The sequence below is a fragment of the Pseudomonas sp. P867 genome (assembly GCF_019891455.1).
In the GTDB taxonomy this organism is placed as follows: Bacteria; Pseudomonadota; Gammaproteobacteria; order Pseudomonadales; family Pseudomonadaceae; genus Aquipseudomonas; species Aquipseudomonas synxantha_A.
This window is the reverse complement of sequence record NZ_JAFLXB010000002.1, coordinates 164,204-185,694: the sequence shown is the minus strand read 5'-3', so window position 1 is coordinate 185,694 and position 21,491 is coordinate 164,204. Positions and strand designations below refer to the sequence as shown.

The following is a 21,491-nucleotide window of genomic DNA, read 5'->3' as shown; positions in this document are numbered from 1 at the left end:
AGCGGCCTTTAAGGAATCGAGACCATGGAAACACTGACCACCCTCAAGGTTATCCACATCACCGCCACCGTGTTGCTGCTGCTCAGCGGCCTCGGCCTGGCCGTACTGGCCTGGCGTAAACGCAGTGCCGGCCCGGCGGTCATCGTGCAACGCCCATGGGCGTTCGTGTGGCTGCTGATGGGCATTTGCCTGGTCAGTATGCCGTTCACCGGTTGGTGGCTGGTGCACCTGATCGGCTGGCCCCTGGGGCAAACCTGGATTTTAGGCTCCAGCATCCTCTACACCGTGGCGGCGCTGGCGTGGTTCTGGCTGGTGGCGCGTCTTAATCGCCTGCGCAAAGGTGAGGGCGGCAGCCTGAATTTTACCCTGGTGCTGGCGGTGGTCAGCCTGGTGGGGTTTGTGGCGATTGCAGGGCTGATGGGCGCCAAGCCGGTTTAAAGCGTTAGATCGCGTCGCCTTCATCGCAGGCAAGCCAGCTCCCACAGGGGAATGCATTCCAAATGTGGGAGCTGGCTTGCCTGCGATAGCGTCATCAGCTGCGCAGAGTGATCACCGGCCAGCCCCGCTTCTGCGCTTCAGCGCGCAAATTCGGATCCGGATCCACCGCCACCGGATGCGTCACCTGCTCCAGCAACGGCAAATCATTCATCGAGTCGCTATAGAAGTAGCTGTCTTCCAGGCTGTACCCAGTCTCTTCCAGCCAGCGATTCAAGCGCGTCACTTTGCCTTCTCGAAAGCACGGCACATCAGTGCTGCGCCCGGTGTAGCGGCCGTTTTCCATCTCGCATTCGGTGGCGATCAGGGTGTCAACGCCTAGCCGTGCGGCAATTGGCGCAGTGACGAAGCGGTTGGTGGCGGTGATGATCACCAGCTTGTCGCCCGCGGCGTGGTGCTGGGCCAGCAGTTCCACCGCCTTGGGCAGCACGATCGGCTCGATGCAGTCGCGCATATAGTCGTTGTGCCACTCGTCCAGTTGGGCCATCTCGGTGCGGCCGAGGATTTCCAGGCAGAAGTTCAGGTAAGCGGCGTTATCCAGCTTGCCGGCCAGATAGTCCTGGTAGAACTCGTCGTTGCGGGCCTTGTAGGCCACCGGGTCGAGAATCCCACGCTCACACAGGTAATCGCCCCAGGCGTGATCGCTGTCACCGCCGAGAAGGGTGTTGTCCAAGTCGAATAAAGCCAGGCGCATTGCAGTTACTCGCTGAAAAGTCTGTAAAAAGGCGTCCAGAATACGGTCTTTTCACAAGAGTGCACATAAGGTAAGAAGCCTCGTTGCCGCTGGAACAATCTTTGTGGAACAATGCGGCGACATGCGTTTGCGAGGTTGTTGCCGTGATCGACCCCGATGGTTTCCGTCCTAATGTCGGGATTATTCTTACGAATGATGCCGGACAGGTGCTATGGGCTCGCCGAATCAACCAAGATGCCTGGCAGTTTCCTCAAGGTGGGATAAACCCCGACGAAACCCCTGAAGACGCCTTGTACCGTGAGTTGAACGAAGAAGTCGGCCTTGAGCGTGAAGATGTGCAGATTCTGGCCTGTACCCGTGGCTGGTTGCGCTATCGTTTGCCGCAACGCCTGGTGCGTACCCACAGCCAACCGCTGTGCATCGGCCAGAAGCAGAAATGGTTTCTTTTGCGCCTGATCTCCAACGAGCAGCGGGTGCGGATGGATTTGACCGGTAAACCGGAGTTCGATGGCTGGCGCTGGGTCAGCTATTGGTACCCGTTGGGCCAGGTGGTGACATTCAAGCGCGAGGTTTACCGCCGCGCTCTCAAAGAGCTTGCCCCGCGCCTTTTAGCGCGCGACTGACGACGGAGTTCGACCCCGAGCCATGCTCAATACGCTGCGCAAGATCGTCCAGGAAGTTAACTCCGCCAAGGATCTCAAGGCGGCGTTGGGGATTATTGTGTTGCGCGTCAAGGAAGCCATGGGCAGCCAGGTCTGCTCGGTTTACCTGCTGGACCCCGAGACCAACCGTTTTGTGCTGATGGCCACGGAGGGCTTGAACAAGCGCTCCATCGGCAAGGTCAGCATGGCGCCCAATGAAGGTCTGGTGGGCCTGGTGGGGACGCGTGAAGAACCCCTGAACCTCGAACATGCGGCCGACCACCCGCGTTATCGCTACTTCGCCGAAACCGGTGAAGAGCGCTACGCCTCGTTCCTGGGGGCGCCGATCATCCACCACCGCCGCGTTGTCGGCGTGTTGGTCATCCAGCAAAAAGAACGTCGCCAGTTCGATGAAGGTGAAGAAGCCTTCCTGGTGACCATGAGCGCGCAGTTGGCCGGGGTTATCGCCCACGCCGAAGCCACCGGCTCGATCCGCGGCCTGGGGCGCCAGGGCAAGGGTATCCAGGAAGCCAAGTTCGTCGGCGTGCCCGGTTCGCCGGGTGCTGCGGTGGGTACGGCGGTGGTCATGCTGCCGCCGGCCGACCTCGATGTGGTGCCGGACAAGACCGTCCACGACATCGAAGCCGAAATCAAACTGTTCAAGACCGCCCTGGAAGGCGTGCGCGCCGACATGCGCAACCTGTCGAACAAGCTGGCCACCCAGCTGCGCCCTGAAGAGCGTGCGCTGTTCGACGTGTACCAGATGATGCTCGACGACGCGTCCCTGGGTAACGAAGTCAAAACCGTGATCAAGACCGGCCAGTGGGCCCAGGGCGCGTTGCGCCAGGTGGTCACCGATCACGTCAACCGTTTCGAAATGATGGACGACGCCTACCTGCGCGAGCGGGCTTCGGATGTGCGCGACCTGGGTCGCCGCCTGCTGGCGTACCTGCAGGAAGACCGCAGCACCAACATGGTCTTCCCCGATAACACCATCCTGGTCAGCGAAGAGCTGACGGCCACTCAGCTCGGCGAAGTGCCTGAGGGCAAGCTGGTGGGCCTGGTCTCGGTATTGGGCTCGGGTAACTCCCACGTCGCGATCCTGGCCCGGGCCATGGGTATCCCGACGGTGATGGGCCTGGTGGACCTGCCGTACTCCAAGGTCGACGGTATCGACATGATCGTCGATGGTCATCGCGGCGAGGTATTTACCAACCCCAGCGACGTGCTGCGCAAGCAATACGCCGAAGTGGTGGAAGAAGAGAAGCAACTGGCCCAGGGCCTCGATTCGTTGCGCGAGCTGCCGTGCGTCACCCTCGACGGCCACCGCGTGCCGCTGCTGGTCAACACCGGCCTGCTGGCGGATGTGGCCCGCGCGCAACAACGCGGCGCCGAAGGGGTGGGGCTGTACCGCACCGAAGTGCCGTTCATGATCAACCAGCGTTTTCCGAGCGAGAAGGAGCAGCTGGCGATTTATCGCGAGCAACTGCAGGCCTTCCACCCGCTACCGGTGACGATGCGCAGCCTGGACATTGGCGGCGACAAGTCACTGTCGTATTTCCCCATCAAGGAAGACAACCCCTTCCTTGGCTGGCGTGGCATTCGCGTTACCCTCGACCATCCTGAAATCTTCCTCGTCCAGACCCGCGCCATGCTCAAGGCCAGCGAGGGGTTGAACAACCTGCGTATCCTGCTGCCGATGATCTCCGGCACCCATGAGCTGGAAGAAGCCCTGCACCTGATCCACCGCGCCTGGGGCGAAGTACGCGACGAAGGCGCCGACGTACCGATGCCGCCGATTGGCGTGATGATCGAAATTCCCGCAGCGGTATACCAGGCCAAGGAGTTGGCGCGGCAGGTGGACTTCCTCTCGGTGGGCTCCAACGACCTGACCCAGTACCTGCTGGCGGTGGACCGTAACAACCCACGGGTGGCCGACCTCTACGACTACCTGCACCCGGCGGTGTTGCAAGCGTTGCAACACGTGGTGCGCGACGCCCATGCCGAAGGCAAGCCGGTGAGTATCTGCGGTGAGATGGCTGGCGACCCGGCCGCTGCGGTGTTGCTGATGGCGATGGGCTTTGACAGCCTGTCGATGAACGCCACCAACTTGCCGAAGGTGAAGTGGATGTTGCGCCAGGTTGACCTGGGCATGGCCAAGGATTTGCTCGCGCAGTTGATGACCATCGACAACCCGCAAGTTATCCACAGCTCGTTGCAGTTGGCGCTGAAGAACCTCGGGCTGACCCGGATGATCAACCCGGCCTCGGCGAAAACCCTCTAGACCGAGGCGCCTTCATCGCAGGCAAGCCAGCTCCCACAGGGAACTGCATTCCAAATGTGGGAGCTGGCTTGCCTGCGATGACGTCAGTCCAAGCGCCGTCAGATTTCCAGTTCGACCTCGCCCAGCCGCCCGCCGTGTGGGCCAAAGCTACGCTCCAGCATCCTGCGCGTCCCATCGGCATTCACAATCAGCGCCGTGCTGGCCCGTGTCCCATAACTGGGGCTGGCGATAAACACGCTCGATAGCAGGTTTTCGGTCGCCAGGCCTACGCCGGTGTCCGGCAGTTCAGCAAACGGGGCGGTCTGCGGGTCGCTGAGAATTCCCAGCAGTGCCTTAGGCTCGGGGTTCTCCAGTACTGCGCTGAACGCCGCCTTGGCCTTCACCAACTTAGGCCAGGGCGTATCCAGCCCGGCATTGGATAACCCGTAAACCCCAGCCTTCAGCAGCGTAGGCTCGGTATCATTGGCGTTGTAATGCCACAGCTCGTCCCGCGTCCCCACCAGCAGGTTAAACCCGGCATATTCAATCGAACGTCGATTAACGTCGGCTAAGTAGTCATCAATGGGCAGCGACCCACTGAGAAAGCGCGCCACCAGCTCGCCCCGCGACTTGCGTGCCGGTGGCTGGTGCGGGTCGCGGATATTGGTCAGCGCAGCGAAACGCCCATCCGAGTTGACACCCAACCAAGTGCCCCCGGCCTCCTGATCGCGGCCAGCATAGACCTGCGGCGCATCCGGCCACTGGGCCAGCGGCAGGCTGGGGCGGGCATAGAACTCATCGCGGTTGGCCGCGACGATCAGCGGTTGGGCATGGCCTGGTCGCCAGGCGAAAACAATCAGGCACATCGGGTGACCCCTTTTGTGTTTTTGCCACTCTACCCACAGATGTGCAGGCGTTCCATCGTAACGAAGTTGGGCCGTTCACCTTCCATCCGTTAACATGCCGGGCTATTTGGCGTGTATGTGAACTTCTTAATTTGATCTCGCCGCTGTAACGCAGGCTTAATCGCACATCGGCATGGTCCGGTGCGTCATGACTAAATGTTTTAACGAGGAGTCGCAATGCTGCCTTACCCGCAGATCGACCCGGTGGCCCTGGCCATTGGTCCGCTGAAAATCCATTGGTACGGGTTGATGTACCTGATCGGCATCGGCGGTGCCTGGCTGTTGGCTTCCCGGCGCCTGAACCGTTTCGACCCGACCTGGACCAAGGAGAAGCTCTCCGACATGGTGTTCTGGATGTCGATGGGGGTGATCGTCGGCGGGCGCCTGGGGTATGTGCTGTTCTACGACCTGTCTGCGTATATCGCCAACCCGACGCTGATTTTCGAAGTGTGGAAGGGCGGCATGGCATTCCACGGCGGGTTTGTCGGCGTGATGATCGCTGCGTGGTGGTTCGGGCGCCGCAACGGCAAGTCGTTCTTCCAGTTGATGGATTTTGTGGCGCCGTTCGTGCCGATCGGCCTGGGTGCCGGGCGCATTGGCAACTTTATCAACGCCGAGTTGTGGGGCAAGCCGACCGACGTGCCGTGGGCCATGGTGTTCCCGCCGTTCAGCGACCCGGCGCAACTGCCGCGCCACCCGTCGCAGCTGTATCAGTTCGCGTTGGAAGGTGTGGCGCTGTTCCTTATTCTTTACCTCTTCTCGCGCAAGCCACGCCCTACCATGGCCGTGTCGGGTATGTTCGCGCTGTTCTACGGGATTTTCCGCTTTATCGTCGAGTTCGTTCGGGTGCCGGATGCGCAGTTGGGCTACCTGGCGTGGGGCTGGCTGACCATGGGTCAGGTGCTCAGCCTGCCGATGATCCTGGCGGGCCTGGGCATGTTGTGGTGGGCTTACAACCGCCCGCAGCCGCTGAAGAACGCCGCGCTTTAAATTCGAACGCCGAGGTTTGCCCGCCTCGGCTTCAACGATACAGGTACTCACATGAAGCAATATCTCGAACTGCTGCACGACGTCGTGACCAATGGCCTGACCAAGGGCGACCGCACCGGCACAGGCACCAAGGCCGTGTTCGCCCGTCAGTATCGGCATAACCTGGCCGACGGCTTCCCGCTGCTGACTACCAAGAAACTGCACTTCAAAAGCATCGCCAACGAACTGATCTGGATGTTGAGCGGCAACACCAACATCAAATGGCTCAACGAAAATGGCGTGAAGATCTGGGATGAGTGGGCCACCGAAGACGGTGACCTGGGCCCGGTGTATGGCGAGCAGTGGACCGCCTGGCCTACCAAGGACGGCGGCACGATCAACCAGATCGACTACATGGTGCACACGCTCAAGACCAACCCCAACAGCCGCCGCATCCTGTTCCACGGCTGGAACGTCGAGTACCTGCCGGACGAAACCCAGAGCCCGCAGGAAAACGCGCGCAACGGCAAGCAAGCCCTGCCGCCGTGCCACTTGCTGTATCAGGCGTTCGTGCATGACGGCCATCTGTCGATGCAGCTGTATATCCGCAGCTCTGACGTATTCCTGGGGCTGCCGTATAACACCGCCGCGCTGGCGTTGCTGACCCATATGCTGGCCCAGCAATGCGACCTGATCCCTCACGAGATCATTGTCACCACTGGCGACACCCACGCTTACAGCAACCACATGGAACAGATCCAGACCCAGTTGGCGCGCACGCCGAAAAAGCTGCCGGAGCTGGTGATCAAGCGCAAGCCTGCTTCGATCTACGACTACAAGTTCGAAGACTTCGAGATCGTGGGTTACGACGCGGACCCAAGCATCAAGGCAGACGTGGCTATCTAACGGCCCATCGCGGTAAAAAACTGTGGGAGCTGGCTTGCCTGCGATAGCGGAGTGTCAGGCGACATCAATGTCGCGGGCCCACCGCTATCGCAGGCAAGCCAGCTCCCACATGGGTTGCGTGTTCGCTTGAGTTTAGTGGCCGTGGCTTCTGCCCACATGTGAAGGCTCGGCCTCACTGGCCGCAATCCCGCCGCTGACCTCCAACTGCTGCAAAATCCCGCACTGATCCCCACCGCCGCAACGTTGGCGCAGGTCCAGCAGTTGTTCCTGCAAGGCCAGCAATCCGTCGATCCGCGCTTTCACGTGGTGGATATGTTCGTCGATCAACGCATTCACGCTTTCGCACTGGTCCTGGGGGCTGTCGCGCAGCCCTAACAGGCTGCGGATTTCTTCGAGGGTCATGTCCAGGCTGCGGCAGTTGCGGATAAAGATCAGCCGCTCGGTGTGCGCCTGGGTATAGACCCGGTAGTTGCCCTCAGTGCGCGCAGGAGGTGGCAGCAGGCTTTCCTTCTCGTAATAACGGATGGTTTCCACCGGGCAGTCGGTGAGTTTGGCCAGTTCGCCGATCTTCATCGCAGCAATCTCCAAATGGGTGCTTGACCCTATAGTGGCTACAGGGTCTTTACTTGGCAACAGGCACCTTTACGGACGCGACCTGATGAGCCACTCCATTCACACCCCGCACAAGCACGACCACAAGCACGATCATGACCATGCTCATGACCACCCGCACGATCATGGTCACGATCACCCACATGATCACGCCCCTGCAAAACTCACGCCGGTGGATAGCCACGGCCACTCGGGCTCCTGCTGTTCCGGCGCTGCCGGGCCTGCCGTGGTGACCCTGAGCGAAGCGCCCACCGCCGGCTCGCGCCTGAGCACTTTCCGCATCGAAGCCATGGACTGCCCCACCGAGCAGACGCTGATCCAGAACAAACTGGGCAAGCTCGCCGGCGTGCAGCAACTGGAATTCAACCTGATCAACCGCATCCTCGGTGTCACCCATGACCTGCCGAGCACGGCGCCGATCATTGCGGCGATCAAGTCCATCGGTATGCAGGCCGACCCTATCGAGGAAGGCAGCCCCACCGCCGCGCCGCCGGCCAAGAAGCATTGGTGGCCATTGGCAGTGTCGGGCGTGGGCGCCCTGGGTGCCGAAGTGCTGCACTTCACCGGTGTGGCACCGACTTGGGTGATCGCACTGGTGGCGCTGGTGTCGATCCTCAGCGGCGGCTTGACCACCTACAAAAAGGGCTGGATTGCCCTGAAAAACCTCAACCTGAACATCAACGCGCTGATGAGCATCGCGGTGACCGGCGCCATCCTGATTGGTCAGTGGCCGGAAGCGGCGATGGTGATGTTCCTGTTTACGGTAGCCGAGTTGATTGAGGCCAAGTCCCTGGACCGGGCGCGCAATGCCATCAGCGGCTTGATGCAGATGACCCCGGAGCAGGCCACCGTGCGCCAGGCTGACGGCTCATGGATGGAACAAGAGGTCAAAAGCATTGAACTTGGTGCGATCGTCCGAGTAAAACCCGGCGAGCGTATCGGCCTGGACGGTGAAGTCACTGCCGGTCAATCCACCATCGATCAGGCACCGATCACCGGGGAAAGCCTGCCGATTGAAAAGACCATCGGCGATAAAGTCTTCGCCGGCACCATCAACCAGGCCGGTTCCCTGGAGTACAAAGTCACTGCGGCGGCCAACAACTCGACCCTGGCGCGAATCATCCACGCCGTGGAACAGGCCCAAGGCGCACGGGCGCCGACCCAGCGCTTTGTCGACAGTTTTTCCAAGGTCTACACCCCGGCGGTGTTCCTGTTTGCCCTGGGCGTGGCGGTGATTCCGCCGCTGTTCATGGCGGGCGTGTGGTTCGACTGGATCTATCGCGCCCTCGTGCTGCTGGTGGTGGCATGCCCGTGTGCCTTGGTGATCTCCACACCGGTGACCATCGTCAGCGGCCTGGCCGCCGCAGCGCGCAAAGGCATCCTGATCAAGGGCGGCGTGTACCTGGAGGGCGGTTACAAGCTCGACTACCTGGCGCTCGACAAGACCGGCACCATCACCCACGGCAAACCGGTGCAAACCGATTACCTGCCGCTGTTCCCGAATCTTGAAGACAGCGCCCCGGCCCTGGCCGCCAGTTTGGCCGGGCGTTCCGACCACCCGGTGTCCCTGGCGATCGCCAACGCAGCTGTGGATAAAAACCTGGCGCTTCACGTTGTGGATAACTTCGAGGCTCTGGCCGGGCGCGGTGTGCGCGGCGACATCAACGGCCAGACCTATCACTTGGGCAACCACCGCCTGGTGGAAGACCTCGGCCTGTGCTCAGAGGCGTTGGAAGAAAAACTCTTCGCCCTGGAAAAACAAGGCAAGTCCGTCGTGCTACTGCTGGACAAGTCCGGCCCCCTGGCGCTGTTTGCCGTGGCCGACACGGTCAAGGACAGTAGCCGCGAAGCCATCCAGCAACTTCACGACCTGGGCATCAAAACCCTGATGCTCACCGGCGACAACACCCACACCGCCCAGGCGATTGCGACCCAAGTCGGCATCGACCAGGCCCAGGGTGACCTGTTGCCCACCGACAAGCTGCAAGCCATCGAAACCCTCTACGGCCAAGGCCATCGGGTGGGCATGGTCGGTGATGGCATCAATGACGCGCCGGCTCTGGCCCGTGCCGAGATTGGCTTCGCCATGGCTGCAGCAGGCACCGACACCGCCATCGAGACCGCCGACGTGGCGCTGATGGATGATGATCTGCGCAAGATTCCGGCTTTCATTCGGCTGTCGCGCCAAACGTCGAGTATCCTCAAGCAGAACATCGCCCTGGCGCTGGTGATCAAGGCAATTTTCCTGGCCGTGACCTTCATGGGCATGGCGACCATGTGGATGGCGGTCTTCGCCGACATGGGCGTGAGTTTGCTGGTGGTGTTCAATGGCCTGCGCCTGTTGCGCAAATAGAGGATGAGAGGGTGGTGTGCTGAGTGCTGAGTTAAAGGCGTTTTTCATGGTCGCCCGCCTGGGCAGTATCACCCAGGCGGCGAAAAAACTCGGCCTGAGCCAGCCCACGGTGACCACCCAGATTCGCAACCTGGAAAGCCAATACGGCGTTGAGCTGTTCTATCGCGGTGGCCGTCGCCTGACGGTCAGCGACGAAGGTGCGCGGCTGTTGCCGATGGTCAAGACGCTGTTGCAGCAGGAAGCGGATATCGAGTTTTTCCTGCGCAACAATGGTCAGGTCCAGGGCGCGCTGCGGATCGCCGCGACGGCGCCGTATTACATTCTCGACCTGGTCAAAGCCTTTCGTGAACGCCTGCCGCACGTGGAAGTGTCGGTGGAAATCGGCAACTCCCAGCAGGTACTCGAAGCGCTGGATGATTACCGCGTCGACGTTGCGGCCTCTTCGCAATTGCTGGACGACCCGCGCCTGATCCGCCGCGTGCTGGGCACCGACCCGCTGGTGCTGGCGGTACATCGCAATCACCCGTTGGCCAAGCTTGAGCATGTGTCGTTGAGCGCGCTGGCCGGGCACACGTTGTTGATGCGTGAAGCCGGCTCCACCACCCGCAGGCTGACCGAAGAACTGTTGAAAAGCGGCGGCGTGGGGTATGGGCCGTTGCTGGAGATTGGCAGCCGTGAGTCGATTCGCGAGGCGGTGCTGCGCAATATCGGCATCAGCATCATTGCTCGCCAGGAAGTGCCCCATGATCCGCAATTGCGTGTGCTGACCATCGAGAATGCGCCGCAGATTCCGGAGTATCTGTATTGCCTCAAAGAGCGTAAAGGTGCACGGCTGCCGGCGGCATTCCTTGGCCTGGCTCAGGAAATGTCGCCAATTTAAGTTCTGCGGCTTGCTCCCGATTGCGGTAGGCCAGGCAACTCATCTCCATGAGTCCTACACAAATCTACCAATACCACTATCACCTCCTTTTGCCTTTCTGCCACACCAACTACGCATTGCCTCCCTAGCATGGCCTTCATCCGTTCGATGAGGTGCCTTGCATGAACACAGCCCTGACCCAACCCGGCGCGCCCATGAAGGTGCGCGGGATCCAGAAACGCTTTGGCGCTTTCACCGCGCTGGACAACGTGTCCCTGGACGTCGCCGCCGGCGAGCTGGTGTGCCTGCTGGGCCCGTCCGGCTGCGGCAAGACCACGTTGCTGCGCTGCATCGCCGGCCTGGAGCGTCAGGATAGCGGTGAGCTTTACCTGGGCGAGCGGGACGTTTCCCTGCTGCCGCCCCAGGCGCGAGACTACGGCATCCTGTTTCAGTCCTACGCGTTGTTCCCCAATCTCACGGTTGAAGCAAACATTGGCTACGGCCTCACAGGCAGCGGCCGCGATGAAGTGCGCAAGCGCGTCGGGCAGATGCTTGAACTGGTCGGTTTGGTCGGCAGCGAAAAGAAATACCCCGCCCAACTCTCCGGCGGCCAGCAGCAGCGCGTCGCTCTGGCCCGTGCATTGGCGCCGGCCCCTTCGTTATTACTGCTGGATGAACCGATGTCGGCCCTCGACGCCCGTGTGCGCGAGCATTTGTGCACCGAGCTGCGCCAATTGCAGCGGCGCCTGGGTATTACCACCTTGATGGTGACCCACAACCAGGACGAAGCCATGTTGATGGCCGACCGCATTGCCGTGATGAACAACGGTAAGGTCGAGCAGTACGCCACGCCCCAGGAGATCTACGACCGCCCGGCCACACCCTTCGTGGCCGAGTTTGTTGGCCAGGGCAACTGGTTGCCGTTCAGCCGTAGCAGCGCCAGCCATGCCCAGGTCGGCGGAATGAATATGCGCCTGGCCGACGATGCCGGTGTGGCCCGGTCCGGCCGCCTGTTCTGTCGCCCGGAAGCGATCAGCGTCAACCCGACGGTGCATGAAGAAAACCTGTTCCCGGCCAAGGTTCGCGAAATTACTTTCCTCGGCAACCGCTGCCGCATGAGCTTTGAGTTGGAGCAGTTGCCGGGCCATCCGTTGCTGGCCGAACTGGCGCCCGAAGCCATGCCGCGCCTGGGCGCCCAGGACATCTGGGTGGCCTTGCCGCCGCGCAGCCTGCAGGTGTTTGCCTGAGATGGCCGCCGTCATGACATTGCCGGTACCGCGTCAGGTGTCCCGCGCCGAGTGGGGCGACCGCCTCTTTGTGGTCGGCGGTAAATGGCTCTGGCTCGGCCTGCTGGTGGTGGCGGTCCTGCTGCCGCTGCTGGCGATCTTCTGGCGCGGCTTCAGCAGCGAAGCCGGGCAGGGCGGTGGCCTGGTTGCAGCGCGGGAGCTGCTGACCAGCGCCAACTTCCACTGGTTGCTGGGAAATAGCCTGAAAGTTTCCCTCAGTGTGGCGGCCATCGTCGTACCGCTGGCTTACCTGTTTGCCTACGCCCTGCAACGCACGTTGATTCCTGGCAAGACCGTCTGGCGCGGGTTGTCATTGCTGCCCTTGATGGCGCCGTCGATGCTGCCGGGCATTGCCCTGGTCTATCTGTTCGGCAACCAGGGCATGTTGCGCGGTTTGCTCTCGGACAATATCTACGGCTTCTGGGGCATTGTGCTCGGTGAAGTGATCTACACCTTTCCCCATGCCTTGATGATCTTGCTCTCGGCGCTGTCCCTGGCGGATGCACGCTTGTTCGATGCGGCGTCGAGCATGGGCGCCAGCCCGGCCCGGGCGTTTCGCAGCATCACCTGGCCGGCCACGCGCCAGGCGGTGTTCGCCGCGTTCTGCCTGGTGTTTACCCTGACCATCACCGACTTCGGTGTGCCGGTGGTGGTGGGCGGTGATTACCAGGTGTTGGCGCTGGAAGCCTACAAGGCGGTGGTCGGTCAGCAACAGTTCGGGCGCGGCGCGTTGATCGGCATGGTGTTGCTGCTGCCGGCACTGTTCAGCTTCGGCGTGGATGCCTGGTTGCGCCGTCGGCATGGCGACTCGATGAGCGGTCGCGCCCAGGTGTTTCTGCCCGCGCCATCGCGGCTGCGCGACGGTTGCTACCTGCCCATCGTGTTGCTGATTTGCGCGGTGTTGCTGCTGGTGTTCGGCATGGCGGTGTATTCGTCGCTGGTGAAGTTCTGGCCGTACAACCTGTCGCTATCGCTCAACCACTATCAGTTCGAAGACACCGCCGGCGGCGGCTGGCTGGCCTACCGCAACAGCCTGACCATGGCGCTGTGCACGGCGTTGATCGGCAGTGTGTTGATCTTCACCGGTGCCTACCTGATGGAGAAGACCAAGGGCCAGAAGGGCCTGAACCTGGCGCTGCGCATGCTCAGCTTCGTACCGATGGCGGTGCCGGGGCTGGTGCTCGGCTTGGGCTACGTGTTCTTTTTCAACCTCAACGGCAACCCGCTGCACGTGTTCTACGGGAGCATGGCGTTGCTGGTGGTGTGCACCATTGCGCACTACCTGACCACCGCGCAGATGACCGCGACCACCGCCCTGCGCCAGCTGGACGCCGAGTTCGAAGCGGCGGCGTTGTCGCTCAAGGCGCCGTTGTACCGCCACTATTGGCGCGTCACGGTGCCGATCTGCCTGCCGGCGCTGCTGGATATCCTGCGCTACCTGTTTGTGTCGGCGATGACCACCGTGTCCGCCGCGATCTTTCTCTACAGCCCCGACACCATCCTCGCCGCCGTCGCCGTGCTGAACATGGACGACGCCGGCAACGTGGGCGGCGCGGCGGCCATGTCGACCCTGATCCTGTTCACCTCAGTCGGCGTCTCGCTGTTGCTGGCGTGGGCCTCACGTGGCGCGCTGCGTCGCTCCCAAGCCTGGCGCCAGACCGCGCCCGGCCAATAAACATCCCTGAAGGAGGTGCTCCATGTTCAAGCCCCTGGCGCTGGTCGCTGCGGTACTCACGGCATTCAGCCTGAATGCCTTCGCCAAGACCGAGTTGACCGTGTACACGGCCCTCGAAGCCGAGCAATTGAAGACCTACAAAAAAGCCTTCGAGCAGGCCAACCCCGACATCGAGATCAAGTGGGTACGCGATTCCACCGGCATTATCACCGCCAAGCTGCTGGCTGAAAAAGACCGCCCGCAGGCTGACGTGGTGTGGGGCCTGGCCGCCTCCAGCCTGGCGATCCTCGATCAGCAAGGCATGTTGGACAACTACGCGCCCAAGGATTTGGACAAGATCGGCAAAAACTACCGAGACGCCGCCAACCCGCCCGCCTGGGTGGGCATGGACGTGTGGGCTGCGACCATCTGCTTCAACACCATCGAAGCCGAAAAGCAGGGCCTGACCAAACCGGTGAGCTGGCAGGACCTGACCAAGCCTGAGTACAAGGGCAAGATCGTCATGCCTAACCCGGCGTCCTCCGGCACCGGCTTCCTGGATGTCAGCGCCTGGTTGCAGACCTTCGGCGAGAAGCAGGGCTGGCAGTACATGGACGACCTGCACCAGAACATCGGCCAGTACGTTCACTCCGGCTCCAAGCCGTGCAAGTTGGCGGCGTCCGGTGAGTTCCCGATCGGGATTTCCTTTGAATACCCGGCGATTCAACTCAAACGCCAGGGTGCGCCGCTGGACATCATCCTGCCGAAAGAGGGCCTGGGCTGGGAGATCGAAGCCACCGCCGTAGTCAAGGGCAGCGCACACGCCGATGCGGCAAAAAAACTCGCTGACTTTTCCGCCAGCCCAGCGGCGATGGAGCTGTACAAGGCTAACTTCGCCATCCTCGCCCAGCCGGGTATCGCCAAGCCGCAGACCGAATTGCCGGCCGACTACGAGCAGCGCCTGATCAAGAACGACTTTGCCTGGGCCTCGAAAAACCGCGACAGCATCCTGACTGAATGGCGCAAGCGCTATGACGGTAAGTCGGAGAAGGTGGCGGGTCAGTAAGGTTTTCGTTAGGGCTTATGGCCCCTTCGCAGGCAAGCCAGCTCCCACATTTGAAGGTATTCACACATCAAAATGTGGGAGCTGGCTTGCCTGCGATAGCGGCTTCGAATTCAGGACATCATTCCATGACACACCACAGCGACCTGCTGATCATCGGCGCCGGCATTCTCGGCCTGTCCCACGCTTATGCCGCCGCCAAACGCGGCCTCAAGGTCAAGGTGTTCGAGCGCAGCGCCACGCCATTGGGCGCCTCGGTGCGCAACTTCGGTCAGGCGCTGGTCACCGGTCAACCGCCGGGCCAGATGCTCGACCTGGCGCGGGAAAGCCGTGATATCTGGGCACAGTGGGCGCAGTTGGCTGGTCTGCAGCTCAAACGCAACGGTTCATATCTGTTCGCCCGCACCGAAGCCGAAGAGCATCTGTTGGAAGCCTTCTGCAGCGCTCGTGCGCAGGAACACGGCTATAACGTGGAGCTGCTGCAAGGCGCTGCGATGAAGGATCTGTACGCCGGCCAGTTCCGCCATCACCGCGCCGCGTTGCATGGCAAAGACGACCAGCAACTGTATTCCCGCGAGGCGATCCCGGCGCTGATCCAGTACTTGAGTCAGGCGTTGAAGGTGGAGTTTCACTTTTCCACTCTGGTGCGCGACGTCGAACCGGGCCAATTGCACAGCACGGCCGGCAGCTTTCGCGGCGAGCAGATCATCGTCTGCTCCGGCCACGACTATCAGACCCTGTTGGCCGAATCCATCGCCCCGCTCAACCCGCAAACCTGCCGCCTGCAAATGCTGCGCGCCCGGCCGGCGGTCAACCTGAACCTGCAACACGCCCTGCTCACCGGCCTGAGCTGCGTGCACTACGGCGCCTTCGCCGACCTGCCGGAGGCTGCCGCAGTGCAGGCGCAGATCCTGCGCGAAACGCCGCATCTGCAGGAACACGGCATTCACCTGTTGATCAGCCCTACACCCCATGGCGAACTGATCATCGGTGACTCCCACCATTACGACAGCGACCCGTCGCCCTTCAATGCCGAGCAGGTAGATGACTGGATGATCGAGCTGGCCGAACAGACCCTGGGCTGCAAAATCCAGGTGGTCGAACGCTGGCAAGGCGTCTACGGCGCTCGCGGGCCCGGGCCGTTCTCGTTTGTGCAGGCAGCATCCGGTGTCAGCGCTGCGTTGATGCACACCGGCGTGGGCATGAGCGTGGGGCCGGCGATGGCCGAGCGAAATATCAGTACCTTGTGGGGAGAGATGTGATGAGCCCGGTGCTCGAACTTGATGTACTCAAGGCCAAGGCGGCGAGGCTACTGGCAGCGAAGATGGGCCTTACACAATAAGCCGATACGCCGCCTGGAGCCCTTGTTGTTACCTCACTAAGGTGCTTGCTTCACCCATTAAGAGAGCAACACTGATGCACTATTTGAAAGCCATCGCCCAAGACCTGCAAGGCAACGGTCATGCCGATACGGTCATTTTGCATTTCTATCAGCAACGGCCGGGTCGTCCCGATGAGCTGATCCACGATATCGTCGGACAGGAAATGACCTCGAATGCAAAATGGGGAGGGCATAGTAAACCCGGTTCGCTGGACCTGGATAAGCGCCGGATCGCGACTTTCGCCGACAGCTTCGTGAAACTCAATTGGTTTAACCCGGCAAGCCATTGGCAGTGTGCGCTCGTCATCTATGTGGATGATTTCAGCGACGCGGGACGGCCGGATTCGGTGAGGCTGGAGTTCCGTGAGAGCAAGGTGTCCGAGGGGAAAACATTACTGGTCTCCAGAACCATGGACTATGACGTCGACAGCGACAGCGTGTTGGAAACCGCTACCACCAATAGTGATATCGACCGCAACGGGGTAGCTGAAAACGCTGATAAAGAACTGGTTCGCTCGCTATGCAAGGCGTTCCTGGGGTTGAATTGGTGAGCGCTTTAAGCGCGTCACGCTTCGTTGAGCTGTTCAGCCAATGTTTCGACCTGTTCCTGACGCTCGGCCTGGCTCAGCTTGGCGTGGGGGTTGAGGGATGACCATTGCGGATAGGCGCGGGCCTTGTGCAGCGCGTCGGGCAGCTTGCCCTCGCGCCAGGTTTTGTCCTGGGGCGTGTCGACCTTGATGCTATGCATCGCCGCATGCCCGCGCAGACTAAGGGCCTTGAGCAACTGACGTTGGCGCAAGGCGAGCAGGCGCAGCACGCTGTCGTCGACGGTCAGCTCGCGTTGGCCTTTGATCTTGCCCAGCAGGCGGCTGCCGTAGCTGCGTGCGGTTTGCAGGGCGCCACCGGCGATAGCGCCGGCCAGGGCCGCAGCGCCAAGGGTCAGGCCGCCGACCAAGAGATCCACGCCCGCACCGGCAGCGGCACCGGCGGCGATTCCGCCACCGACCCGCACGCCAAGTTGCTTGAGGGTTTCGGGGTTGAACAAGTCATCGCCCCAGCGACCGTCGAGCAATGGCAGGTCGCTGGCGGCGGCATCCTGTGGGCGAAAGCCGAACAGTTTGAGCAGGGCTTCAACACACTTTTGTTCCCGTTGGCGCACCGCTTTGCGCAGATCGCCGATGGCTTGCTGTTCATCTTCGGTGACGACGCTGCGACGGCAGGCCGCGCAGTCGATCAGCAGTTCGGCGATCAAGCGTGCGGCGCTTTGCTGGCGGGCCTGGCGTTGGGCCTCTTGATCGAGGATCAGGCGTTCCAACTGCGGGCGGGAGTTTTCCAGCAGCAGGGCCAGGCTTTCATACAGGCGACGTTCACCGTCTTCCGGCGGCGCCACGCTGTCGAAGCGCACCAGCGCGTGCAGGCCGAGGCGGGCCAGGGCTTCGCGCCAGTCCGGCTCGCGCTGGTCGCTGCTGGTGACGAAGTTGAGCACCGGCAACAAGGGTTTGCCGCAACTGGCCAGCACTTGCAGCTCATCGCGGTACTTGGCCAGCACCGGCTCGCGGGCGTCGATCACATACAGGCCGGCGTCCGAGGCCAGCAATTGGCGTAACACCTTGGCTTCCTGTTCGAAACGCTGGCGCGCTTCGCTGCCCTCCAGAAAACGCGCCAGGCGAGCGGGACCGTCCAGGCGTTCACCGGGGCGATCCAGGCGCTCCAGATAGTCGAGCAGGGCGATGGCGTCTTCCAGGCCGGGCGTGTCGTACAGCTCCAGCAAGGCTTCGCCATCCACCGACAAGCGCGCGCCTTCGACATGCCGCGTGGTGCTGGGGCGATGGGAGACTTCGCCGAAGCCCACGTCACGGGTGAGGGTGCGCAGCAGTGAGGTCTTGCCGACATTGGTGTGGCCGACCACGGCGAGTTTCAGCGGTTTAGTCATGCCCGGTCTCCAGCCAGTTCAGCGGTGCGCAATCGGCAAACGGCAGCTCAAGTTGTTGCAGTGCGGTGTGCCAGTCACCCAAGCGTTCGGCGTCCAGCGCCTGGCCGGGCGGTGCTTGCAGCAGCCATACACGGGTGGCGGTGGCGCTGCGCGCCAGTTCGGCGATCAACGCCAGGCTGCCACGGTCCGGCGAGCGGCGCGGGTCGCAGACGATGACCAGCCGTGCGGGCGGGAAACGGCTGAGTTGTTCCAGCAGCTTGTTCCGCGATTCACGGCTGTCGAGGATGCCGGCGTTTTTAACGTTGCTGGGCAGTTTGGGCGGCCACGGGTGGTGATCGTCGAGTTCGATGGCCACCAGCAAGGCCCCGTCGCTGTCCATCTCGCTGACGCCGCCGCTGACGTGGTGCAGCTGTTCGGGCGCGGCATCGTTGACCCCAAGCCGTTCGCTGCTAGGCATCAGGCGTTCGCGCAGTTGGGCGTAGCCTTGCAGGTTGAGGTCCAGGCGCAACGCCGCACGCCCGATTTTCCAGCGCCACAGGCAGAACAGGGCGAGGATCAATCGGGGCAGCAGGCCGTAGACCAGCAACACGCCCACCAGCCAGGCGGCCCAGGCTTGGCGGGCGTTTTCGATATTCAGGGCTGAATCACCGCTGGCGCGGATCATGTCGACGGTTGGCACATTGAAACCCAGCAAAGCGGGCAGGCTGGCGAGGGCCTGGGTCACGGCGACAAACGTGTCGGCGCCGAGAATGGTGGTTTCCCACACAAAGCCGTAGCGACGGGTGGCGAGCAGGGTCAGCAGGATCACCATGGCGCTGAGCAACGCCAGCAGCCACAGGCTGTTGGCCAACACACCCACCGCCCAGCGATTGAGTTTTTTCCGTTGCAACAACAGCAGCAACGCTGGCGCCAATTGTGCGGCTTTGGCGTCACGCGCCAGTTTCTCGCTGAGCCATAACCACAGGCGCCCAAGGCTGGCGCTGTGTTCGCCAGCAAACAGCAGCCCCAGGGCCCAACTGACCAGCAGGATCAGGTTCAACCCGAGCAGGCTGCCCAGGGCCCAGAACACGTTCACCGGTGTCAGGCCATTGCCCAGCGCAGCGAATGCCAGGCCGGCGCCACTGATCACGGCCACGACCGCCAGTAAGATCAGCGCCAGGCGCGCGCCTTGCAGCCAGCGTGTGAGGGCACCGGTCAGGCCATCGCGCTCGGCCAGGTGCAAGGCGCGCTGGGTAATACGCGTCGACAGGTCGCCCCCGGCCGTGCGGGCCAGGCGGTTGGCTTCCAGGTCTTCCAGGGGGCCGGCGTGTTCTTCACGCAGGCGCACGGCTTCTGTCAGCCAGAGTGTGTGCAGAGGAGTCAGTGCAGTCACGCGCCATCCTGTTGTTTCAGTGAAGGTGGAGCATAACCGCTGACTCGCGGCTCTGGTATTCTCGTCGCCATGAAAAAAACTCTCCCTTTAAGCCTGATCGCAGCCCTCGGTGAAAACCGTGTGATCGGCGTCGACAACAGCATGCCCTGGCATTTGCCGGGGGATTTCAAGTATTTCAAAGCCACCACGCTCGGCAAGCCGATCATCATGGGGCGCAAGACCTGGGATTCCTTGGGTCGACCGCTGCCAGGGCGCTTGAACATAGTGGTCAGCCGTCAGACCGATCTGACGCTTGAAGGTGCGCAAGTTTTTCCGTCATTGGAAGCGGCGGTAGAACGGGCTGAGGAATGGGCCAAGGCGCAGGGCGCGGACGAGCTGATGCTGATCGGCGGCGCGCAGCTTTACGCGCAGGGGCTGGAACAGGCCGATCGCCTGTACCTGACGCGGGTGGCGCTGAGCCCGGAAGGGGATGCGTGGTTTCCAGAGTTTGATAGGAACCAGTGGAAGCTGGTGTCGAATGTCGAGAATCCGGCCGAAGGTGATAAACCGGCCTACAACTTCGAAGTGTGGGAAAAAGCCTAAAAGCATCGCAGGCAAGCCAGCTCCCACATTTTGATGTGTGAATACATTCAAATGTGGGAGCTGGCTTGCCTGCGATAGCGGTCTATCAGACCTGCGCTAACTCGGCATGCTCATCGGCATCCAGCAACGCTTTATCCGTCTGCCCCATGATCTGGCTGGTAATCGCCCCCGCCGTCATCGAACCATTCACGTTCAACGCTGTACGGCCCATGTCGATCAGTGGTTCCACCGAAATCAGCAACGCCACCAGTGACACCGGCAAGCCCATGGCCGGCAGTACGATCAGCGCGGCGAAGGTCGCACCACCGCCCACACCGGCGACGCCCGCCGAACTCAAGGTCACAATCGCCACCAGCGTCGCGATCCACAGCGGATCCAACGGGTTGATGCCCACGGTCGGCGCGACCATCACCGCCAACATCGCCGGGTAAAGACCGGCGCAACCGTTCTGGCCGATGGTCGCGCCAAACGAAGCGGCGAAACCGGCGATCGACTGGGGGATACCCAGGCGGCGGGTCTGCGCTTCAATACTCAAGGGGATCGAGGCGGCGCTGGAGCGGCTGGTGAAGGCAAAGGTCAGTACCGGCCACACCTTGCGGAAAAAGCGCAGCGGGTTGATCCCGGCCAACGACAGCAGCAGGCCGTGCACCACAAACATCAGGCCCAGGGCCAGGTACGACACCACCACGAAACTGCCCAGCTTGATGATGTCTTGCAGGTTGGAACCGGCGACCACCTTGGTCATCAGCGCCAACACGCCGTACGGGGTCAGCTTCATCACCAGGCGCACCAGGCGCATCACCCAGGCTTGCAGGGTGTCGATGGCGTTGATGACCTTCTGGCCCTTTTCCACATCATCCTTGAGCAGTTGCAGCGCGGCTACCCCGAGGAACGCGGCAAAAATCACCACGCTGATGATCGACGTCGGCTTGGCCCGGGCCAGGTCGGCGAACGGGTTGGCCGGCACGAACGACAGCAGCAACTGCGGGATATTCAGGTCGGCGACCTTGCCTGCGTAATCACTCTGGATCACTTGCAGGCGCGCCATTTCCTGGGTGCCGGCCACCAGGCCCTCGGCGGTGAGGCCGAACAGGTTGGTCAGGCCGATGCCGATCAGCGCCGCGATGGCCGTGGTAAACAACAGCGTGCCGATGGTCAGGAAGCTGATCTTGCCCAGGGACGAGGCGTTATGCAGGCGCGCCACGGCACTGAGGATCGAAGCGAACACCAGCGGGATCACGATCATTTGCAGCAACTGCACATAGCCATTGCCGACCAGATCAAACCAGCCGATGGAGGCTTTGAGCACTGGATTGCCGTCGCCATAGATGGTGTGCAAGGCCGCACCGAACAGCACGCCCAGGACCAGGGCGAACAGGACCTTCTTGGCCAGGCTCCAGTTAGTCCGACGGGTTTGTGCCAGGCCCAGCAAGAGGGCCACGAACACCAATAAATTGAGAATCAGGGGCAGATTCATTGAAGCTCCGTTGAGAAGGCAGCCAATCGCGTCAGCCTGCGATTGC

At 61.9% G+C, this 21,491-nt stretch carries 19 protein-coding genes; 13 read left to right on the top strand and 6 right to left on the bottom strand.

Going from position 1 to position 21,491, the window contains the following annotated elements; translation table 11 throughout:
* Positions 1-24 precede the first annotated feature (24 nt).
* Complete coding sequence (locus J1G33_RS04350; RefSeq protein WP_078822576.1) at positions 25-438, top strand: DUF2269 family protein; 414 nt, start codon at positions 25-27, stop codon at positions 436-438.
* A 94-nt stretch (positions 439-532) separates the two neighbouring features.
* Here the strand turns inward: J1G33_RS04350 and J1G33_RS04345 are convergent, their stop codons facing one another.
* Positions 533-1,189 carry an HAD family hydrolase gene (locus tag J1G33_RS04345; protein WP_032878883.1) on the bottom strand — a complete coding sequence of 219 codons (657 nt, stop codon included), beginning with the start codon at positions 1,187-1,189 and terminating at the stop codon, positions 533-535.
* Positions 1,190-1,332: 143 nt separating this feature from the next.
* Here J1G33_RS04345 and J1G33_RS04340 point away from each other — a divergent pair, with 143 nt between their 5' ends.
* A complete protein-coding gene (locus tag J1G33_RS04340; RefSeq protein WP_003176750.1) occupies positions 1,333-1,812 on the top strand; it encodes an RNA pyrophosphohydrolase in 480 nt (159 codons plus the stop codon).
* Positions 1,813-1,834: 22 nt separating this feature from the next.
* Positions 1,835-4,114 (top strand): phosphoenolpyruvate--protein phosphotransferase, encoded by a 2,280-nt coding sequence (gene ptsP / locus J1G33_RS04335; RefSeq protein WP_005792331.1) that lies wholly within the window; start codon positions 1,835-1,837, stop codon positions 4,112-4,114.
* 98 nt (positions 4,115-4,212) lie between these two features.
* On the opposite strand, the gene J1G33_RS04330 is transcribed toward ptsP, so the two are convergent.
* Positions 4,213-4,959, bottom strand: coding sequence for an NRDE family protein (locus tag J1G33_RS04330; RefSeq protein ID WP_223017744.1), 747 nt, complete (start codon positions 4,957-4,959; stop codon positions 4,213-4,215).
* Positions 4,960-5,175: 216 nt separating this feature from the next.
* On the opposite strand from J1G33_RS04330, the gene lgt reads away from it, so the two are divergent.
* Together lgt and J1G33_RS04320 are read left to right on the top strand one after the other, a co-directional pair.
* Complete coding sequence (gene lgt, locus J1G33_RS04325; RefSeq protein WP_005792329.1) at positions 5,176-5,988, top strand: prolipoprotein diacylglyceryl transferase; 813 nt, start codon at positions 5,176-5,178, stop codon at positions 5,986-5,988.
* Positions 5,989-6,039: 51 nt separating this feature from the next.
* Positions 6,040-6,873, top strand: a complete 834-nt coding sequence (locus J1G33_RS04320) for a thymidylate synthase (protein WP_005792328.1) — start codon at positions 6,040-6,042, stop codon at positions 6,871-6,873.
* 132 nt (positions 6,874-7,005) lie between these two features.
* On the opposite strand, the gene cadR is transcribed toward J1G33_RS04320, so the two are convergent.
* On the bottom strand, positions 7,006-7,446 hold the full coding sequence (cadR, locus tag J1G33_RS04315; protein WP_103734214.1) for a Cd(II)/Pb(II)-responsive transcriptional regulator: 441 nt from the start codon (positions 7,444-7,446) through the stop codon (positions 7,006-7,008).
* 85 nt (positions 7,447-7,531) lie between these two features.
* Here cadR and J1G33_RS04310 point away from each other — a divergent pair, with 85 nt between their 5' ends.
* The 7 genes from J1G33_RS04310 to J1G33_RS04280 all read left to right on the top strand — a co-directional run bounded on the left by J1G33_RS04310 (position 7,532) and on the right by J1G33_RS04280 (position 16,632).
* Positions 7,532-9,838 (top strand): heavy metal translocating P-type ATPase, encoded by a 2,307-nt coding sequence (locus J1G33_RS04310; protein ID WP_032878887.1) that lies wholly within the window; start codon positions 7,532-7,534, stop codon positions 9,836-9,838.
* A gap of 16 nt (positions 9,839-9,854) precedes the next feature.
* A complete protein-coding gene (locus J1G33_RS04305) occupies positions 9,855-10,718 on the top strand; it encodes a LysR family transcriptional regulator (RefSeq protein WP_005792324.1) in 864 nt (287 codons plus the stop codon).
* A 161-nt stretch (positions 10,719-10,879) separates the two neighbouring features.
* A complete protein-coding gene (locus tag J1G33_RS04300) occupies positions 10,880-11,944 on the top strand; it encodes a putative 2-aminoethylphosphonate ABC transporter ATP-binding protein (protein WP_223017743.1) in 1,065 nt (354 codons plus the stop codon).
* Position 11,945: 1 nt separating this feature from the next.
* Positions 11,946-13,658 carry a putative 2-aminoethylphosphonate ABC transporter permease subunit gene (locus tag J1G33_RS04295; RefSeq protein ID WP_223017742.1) on the top strand — a complete coding sequence of 571 codons (1,713 nt, stop codon included), beginning with the start codon at positions 11,946-11,948 and terminating at the stop codon, positions 13,656-13,658.
* A 22-nt stretch (positions 13,659-13,680) separates the two neighbouring features.
* The gene (locus tag J1G33_RS04290; protein WP_223017741.1) at positions 13,681-14,703 is read left to right on the top strand and encodes a putative 2-aminoethylphosphonate ABC transporter substrate-binding protein; all 1,023 of its coding nucleotides are present in this window, start codon (positions 13,681-13,683) and stop codon (positions 14,701-14,703) included.
* A 125-nt stretch (positions 14,704-14,828) separates the two neighbouring features.
* Entirely contained in the window at positions 14,829-15,962 is a 1,134-nt protein-coding gene (locus J1G33_RS04285; RefSeq protein ID WP_223017740.1) for a TIGR03364 family FAD-dependent oxidoreductase, read from the top strand.
* Between the two features lie 154 nt (positions 15,963-16,116).
* Entirely contained in the window at positions 16,117-16,632 is a 516-nt protein-coding gene (locus J1G33_RS04280) for a hypothetical protein (RefSeq protein WP_032878892.1), read from the top strand.
* 14 nt (positions 16,633-16,646) lie between these two features.
* Here J1G33_RS04280 and J1G33_RS04275 read toward each other — a convergent pair whose 3' ends face one another.
* Entirely contained in the window at positions 16,647-18,014 is a 1,368-nt protein-coding gene (locus J1G33_RS04275) for a DUF3482 domain-containing protein (protein ID WP_032878894.1), read from the bottom strand.
* Positions 18,007-19,386: a DUF2868 domain-containing protein gene (locus J1G33_RS04270; RefSeq protein ID WP_223017739.1), complete on the bottom strand. Its 1,380-nt coding sequence runs from the start codon at positions 19,384-19,386 to the stop codon at positions 18,007-18,009. Before J1G33_RS04270 ends, J1G33_RS04275 begins: the two co-directional genes overlap by 8 nt.
* Before the next feature lie 69 nt (positions 19,387-19,455).
* Between J1G33_RS04270 and J1G33_RS04265 the strand changes: the two genes are divergently transcribed.
* Complete coding sequence (locus tag J1G33_RS04265) at positions 19,456-19,968, top strand: dihydrofolate reductase (protein WP_032878896.1); 513 nt, start codon at positions 19,456-19,458, stop codon at positions 19,966-19,968.
* 85 nt (positions 19,969-20,053) lie between these two features.
* Here J1G33_RS04265 and J1G33_RS04260 read toward each other — a convergent pair whose 3' ends face one another.
* Positions 20,054-21,445 carry an L-cystine transporter gene (locus J1G33_RS04260; protein WP_216090440.1) on the bottom strand — a complete coding sequence of 464 codons (1,392 nt, stop codon included), beginning with the start codon at positions 21,443-21,445 and terminating at the stop codon, positions 20,054-20,056.
* Positions 21,446-21,491 lie beyond the last annotated feature (46 nt).

Coding starts and splice junctions, on each gene's coding strand:
- cadR (WP_103734214.1), bottom strand. CDS start 7,446: ATGAAGATCGGCGAACTGGCCAAACTCACCGACTGCCCGGTGGAAACC.
- J1G33_RS04265 (WP_032878896.1), top strand. CDS start 19,456: ATGAAAAAAACTCTCCCTTTAAGCCTGATCGCAGCCCTCGGTGAAAAC.
- J1G33_RS04300 (WP_223017743.1), top strand. CDS start 10,880: ATGAACACAGCCCTGACCCAACCCGGCGCGCCCATGAAGGTGCGCGGG.
- J1G33_RS04295 (WP_223017742.1), top strand. CDS start 11,946: ATGGCCGCCGTCATGACATTGCCGGTACCGCGTCAGGTGTCCCGCGCC.
- J1G33_RS04345 (WP_032878883.1), bottom strand. CDS start 1,189: ATGCGCCTGGCTTTATTCGACTTGGACAACACCCTTCTCGGCGGTGAC.
- J1G33_RS04330 (WP_223017744.1), bottom strand. CDS start 4,959: ATGTGCCTGATTGTTTTCGCCTGGCGACCAGGCCATGCCCAACCGCTG.
- J1G33_RS04275 (WP_032878894.1), bottom strand. CDS start 18,014: ATGACTAAACCGCTGAAACTCGCCGTGGTCGGCCACACCAATGTCGGC.
- J1G33_RS04350 (WP_078822576.1), top strand. CDS start 25: ATGGAAACACTGACCACCCTCAAGGTTATCCACATCACCGCCACCGTG.
- lgt (WP_005792329.1), top strand. CDS start 5,176: ATGCTGCCTTACCCGCAGATCGACCCGGTGGCCCTGGCCATTGGTCCG.
- J1G33_RS04310 (WP_032878887.1), top strand. CDS start 7,532: ATGAGCCACTCCATTCACACCCCGCACAAGCACGACCACAAGCACGAT.
- J1G33_RS04320 (WP_005792328.1), top strand. CDS start 6,040: ATGAAGCAATATCTCGAACTGCTGCACGACGTCGTGACCAATGGCCTG.
- ptsP (WP_005792331.1), top strand. CDS start 1,835: ATGCTCAATACGCTGCGCAAGATCGTCCAGGAAGTTAACTCCGCCAAG.
- J1G33_RS04260 (WP_216090440.1), bottom strand. CDS start 21,445: ATGAATCTGCCCCTGATTCTCAATTTATTGGTGTTCGTGGCCCTCTTG.
- J1G33_RS04280 (WP_032878892.1), top strand. CDS start 16,117: ATGCACTATTTGAAAGCCATCGCCCAAGACCTGCAAGGCAACGGTCAT.
- J1G33_RS04285 (WP_223017740.1), top strand. CDS start 14,829: ATGACACACCACAGCGACCTGCTGATCATCGGCGCCGGCATTCTCGGC.
- J1G33_RS04290 (WP_223017741.1), top strand. CDS start 13,681: ATGTTCAAGCCCCTGGCGCTGGTCGCTGCGGTACTCACGGCATTCAGC.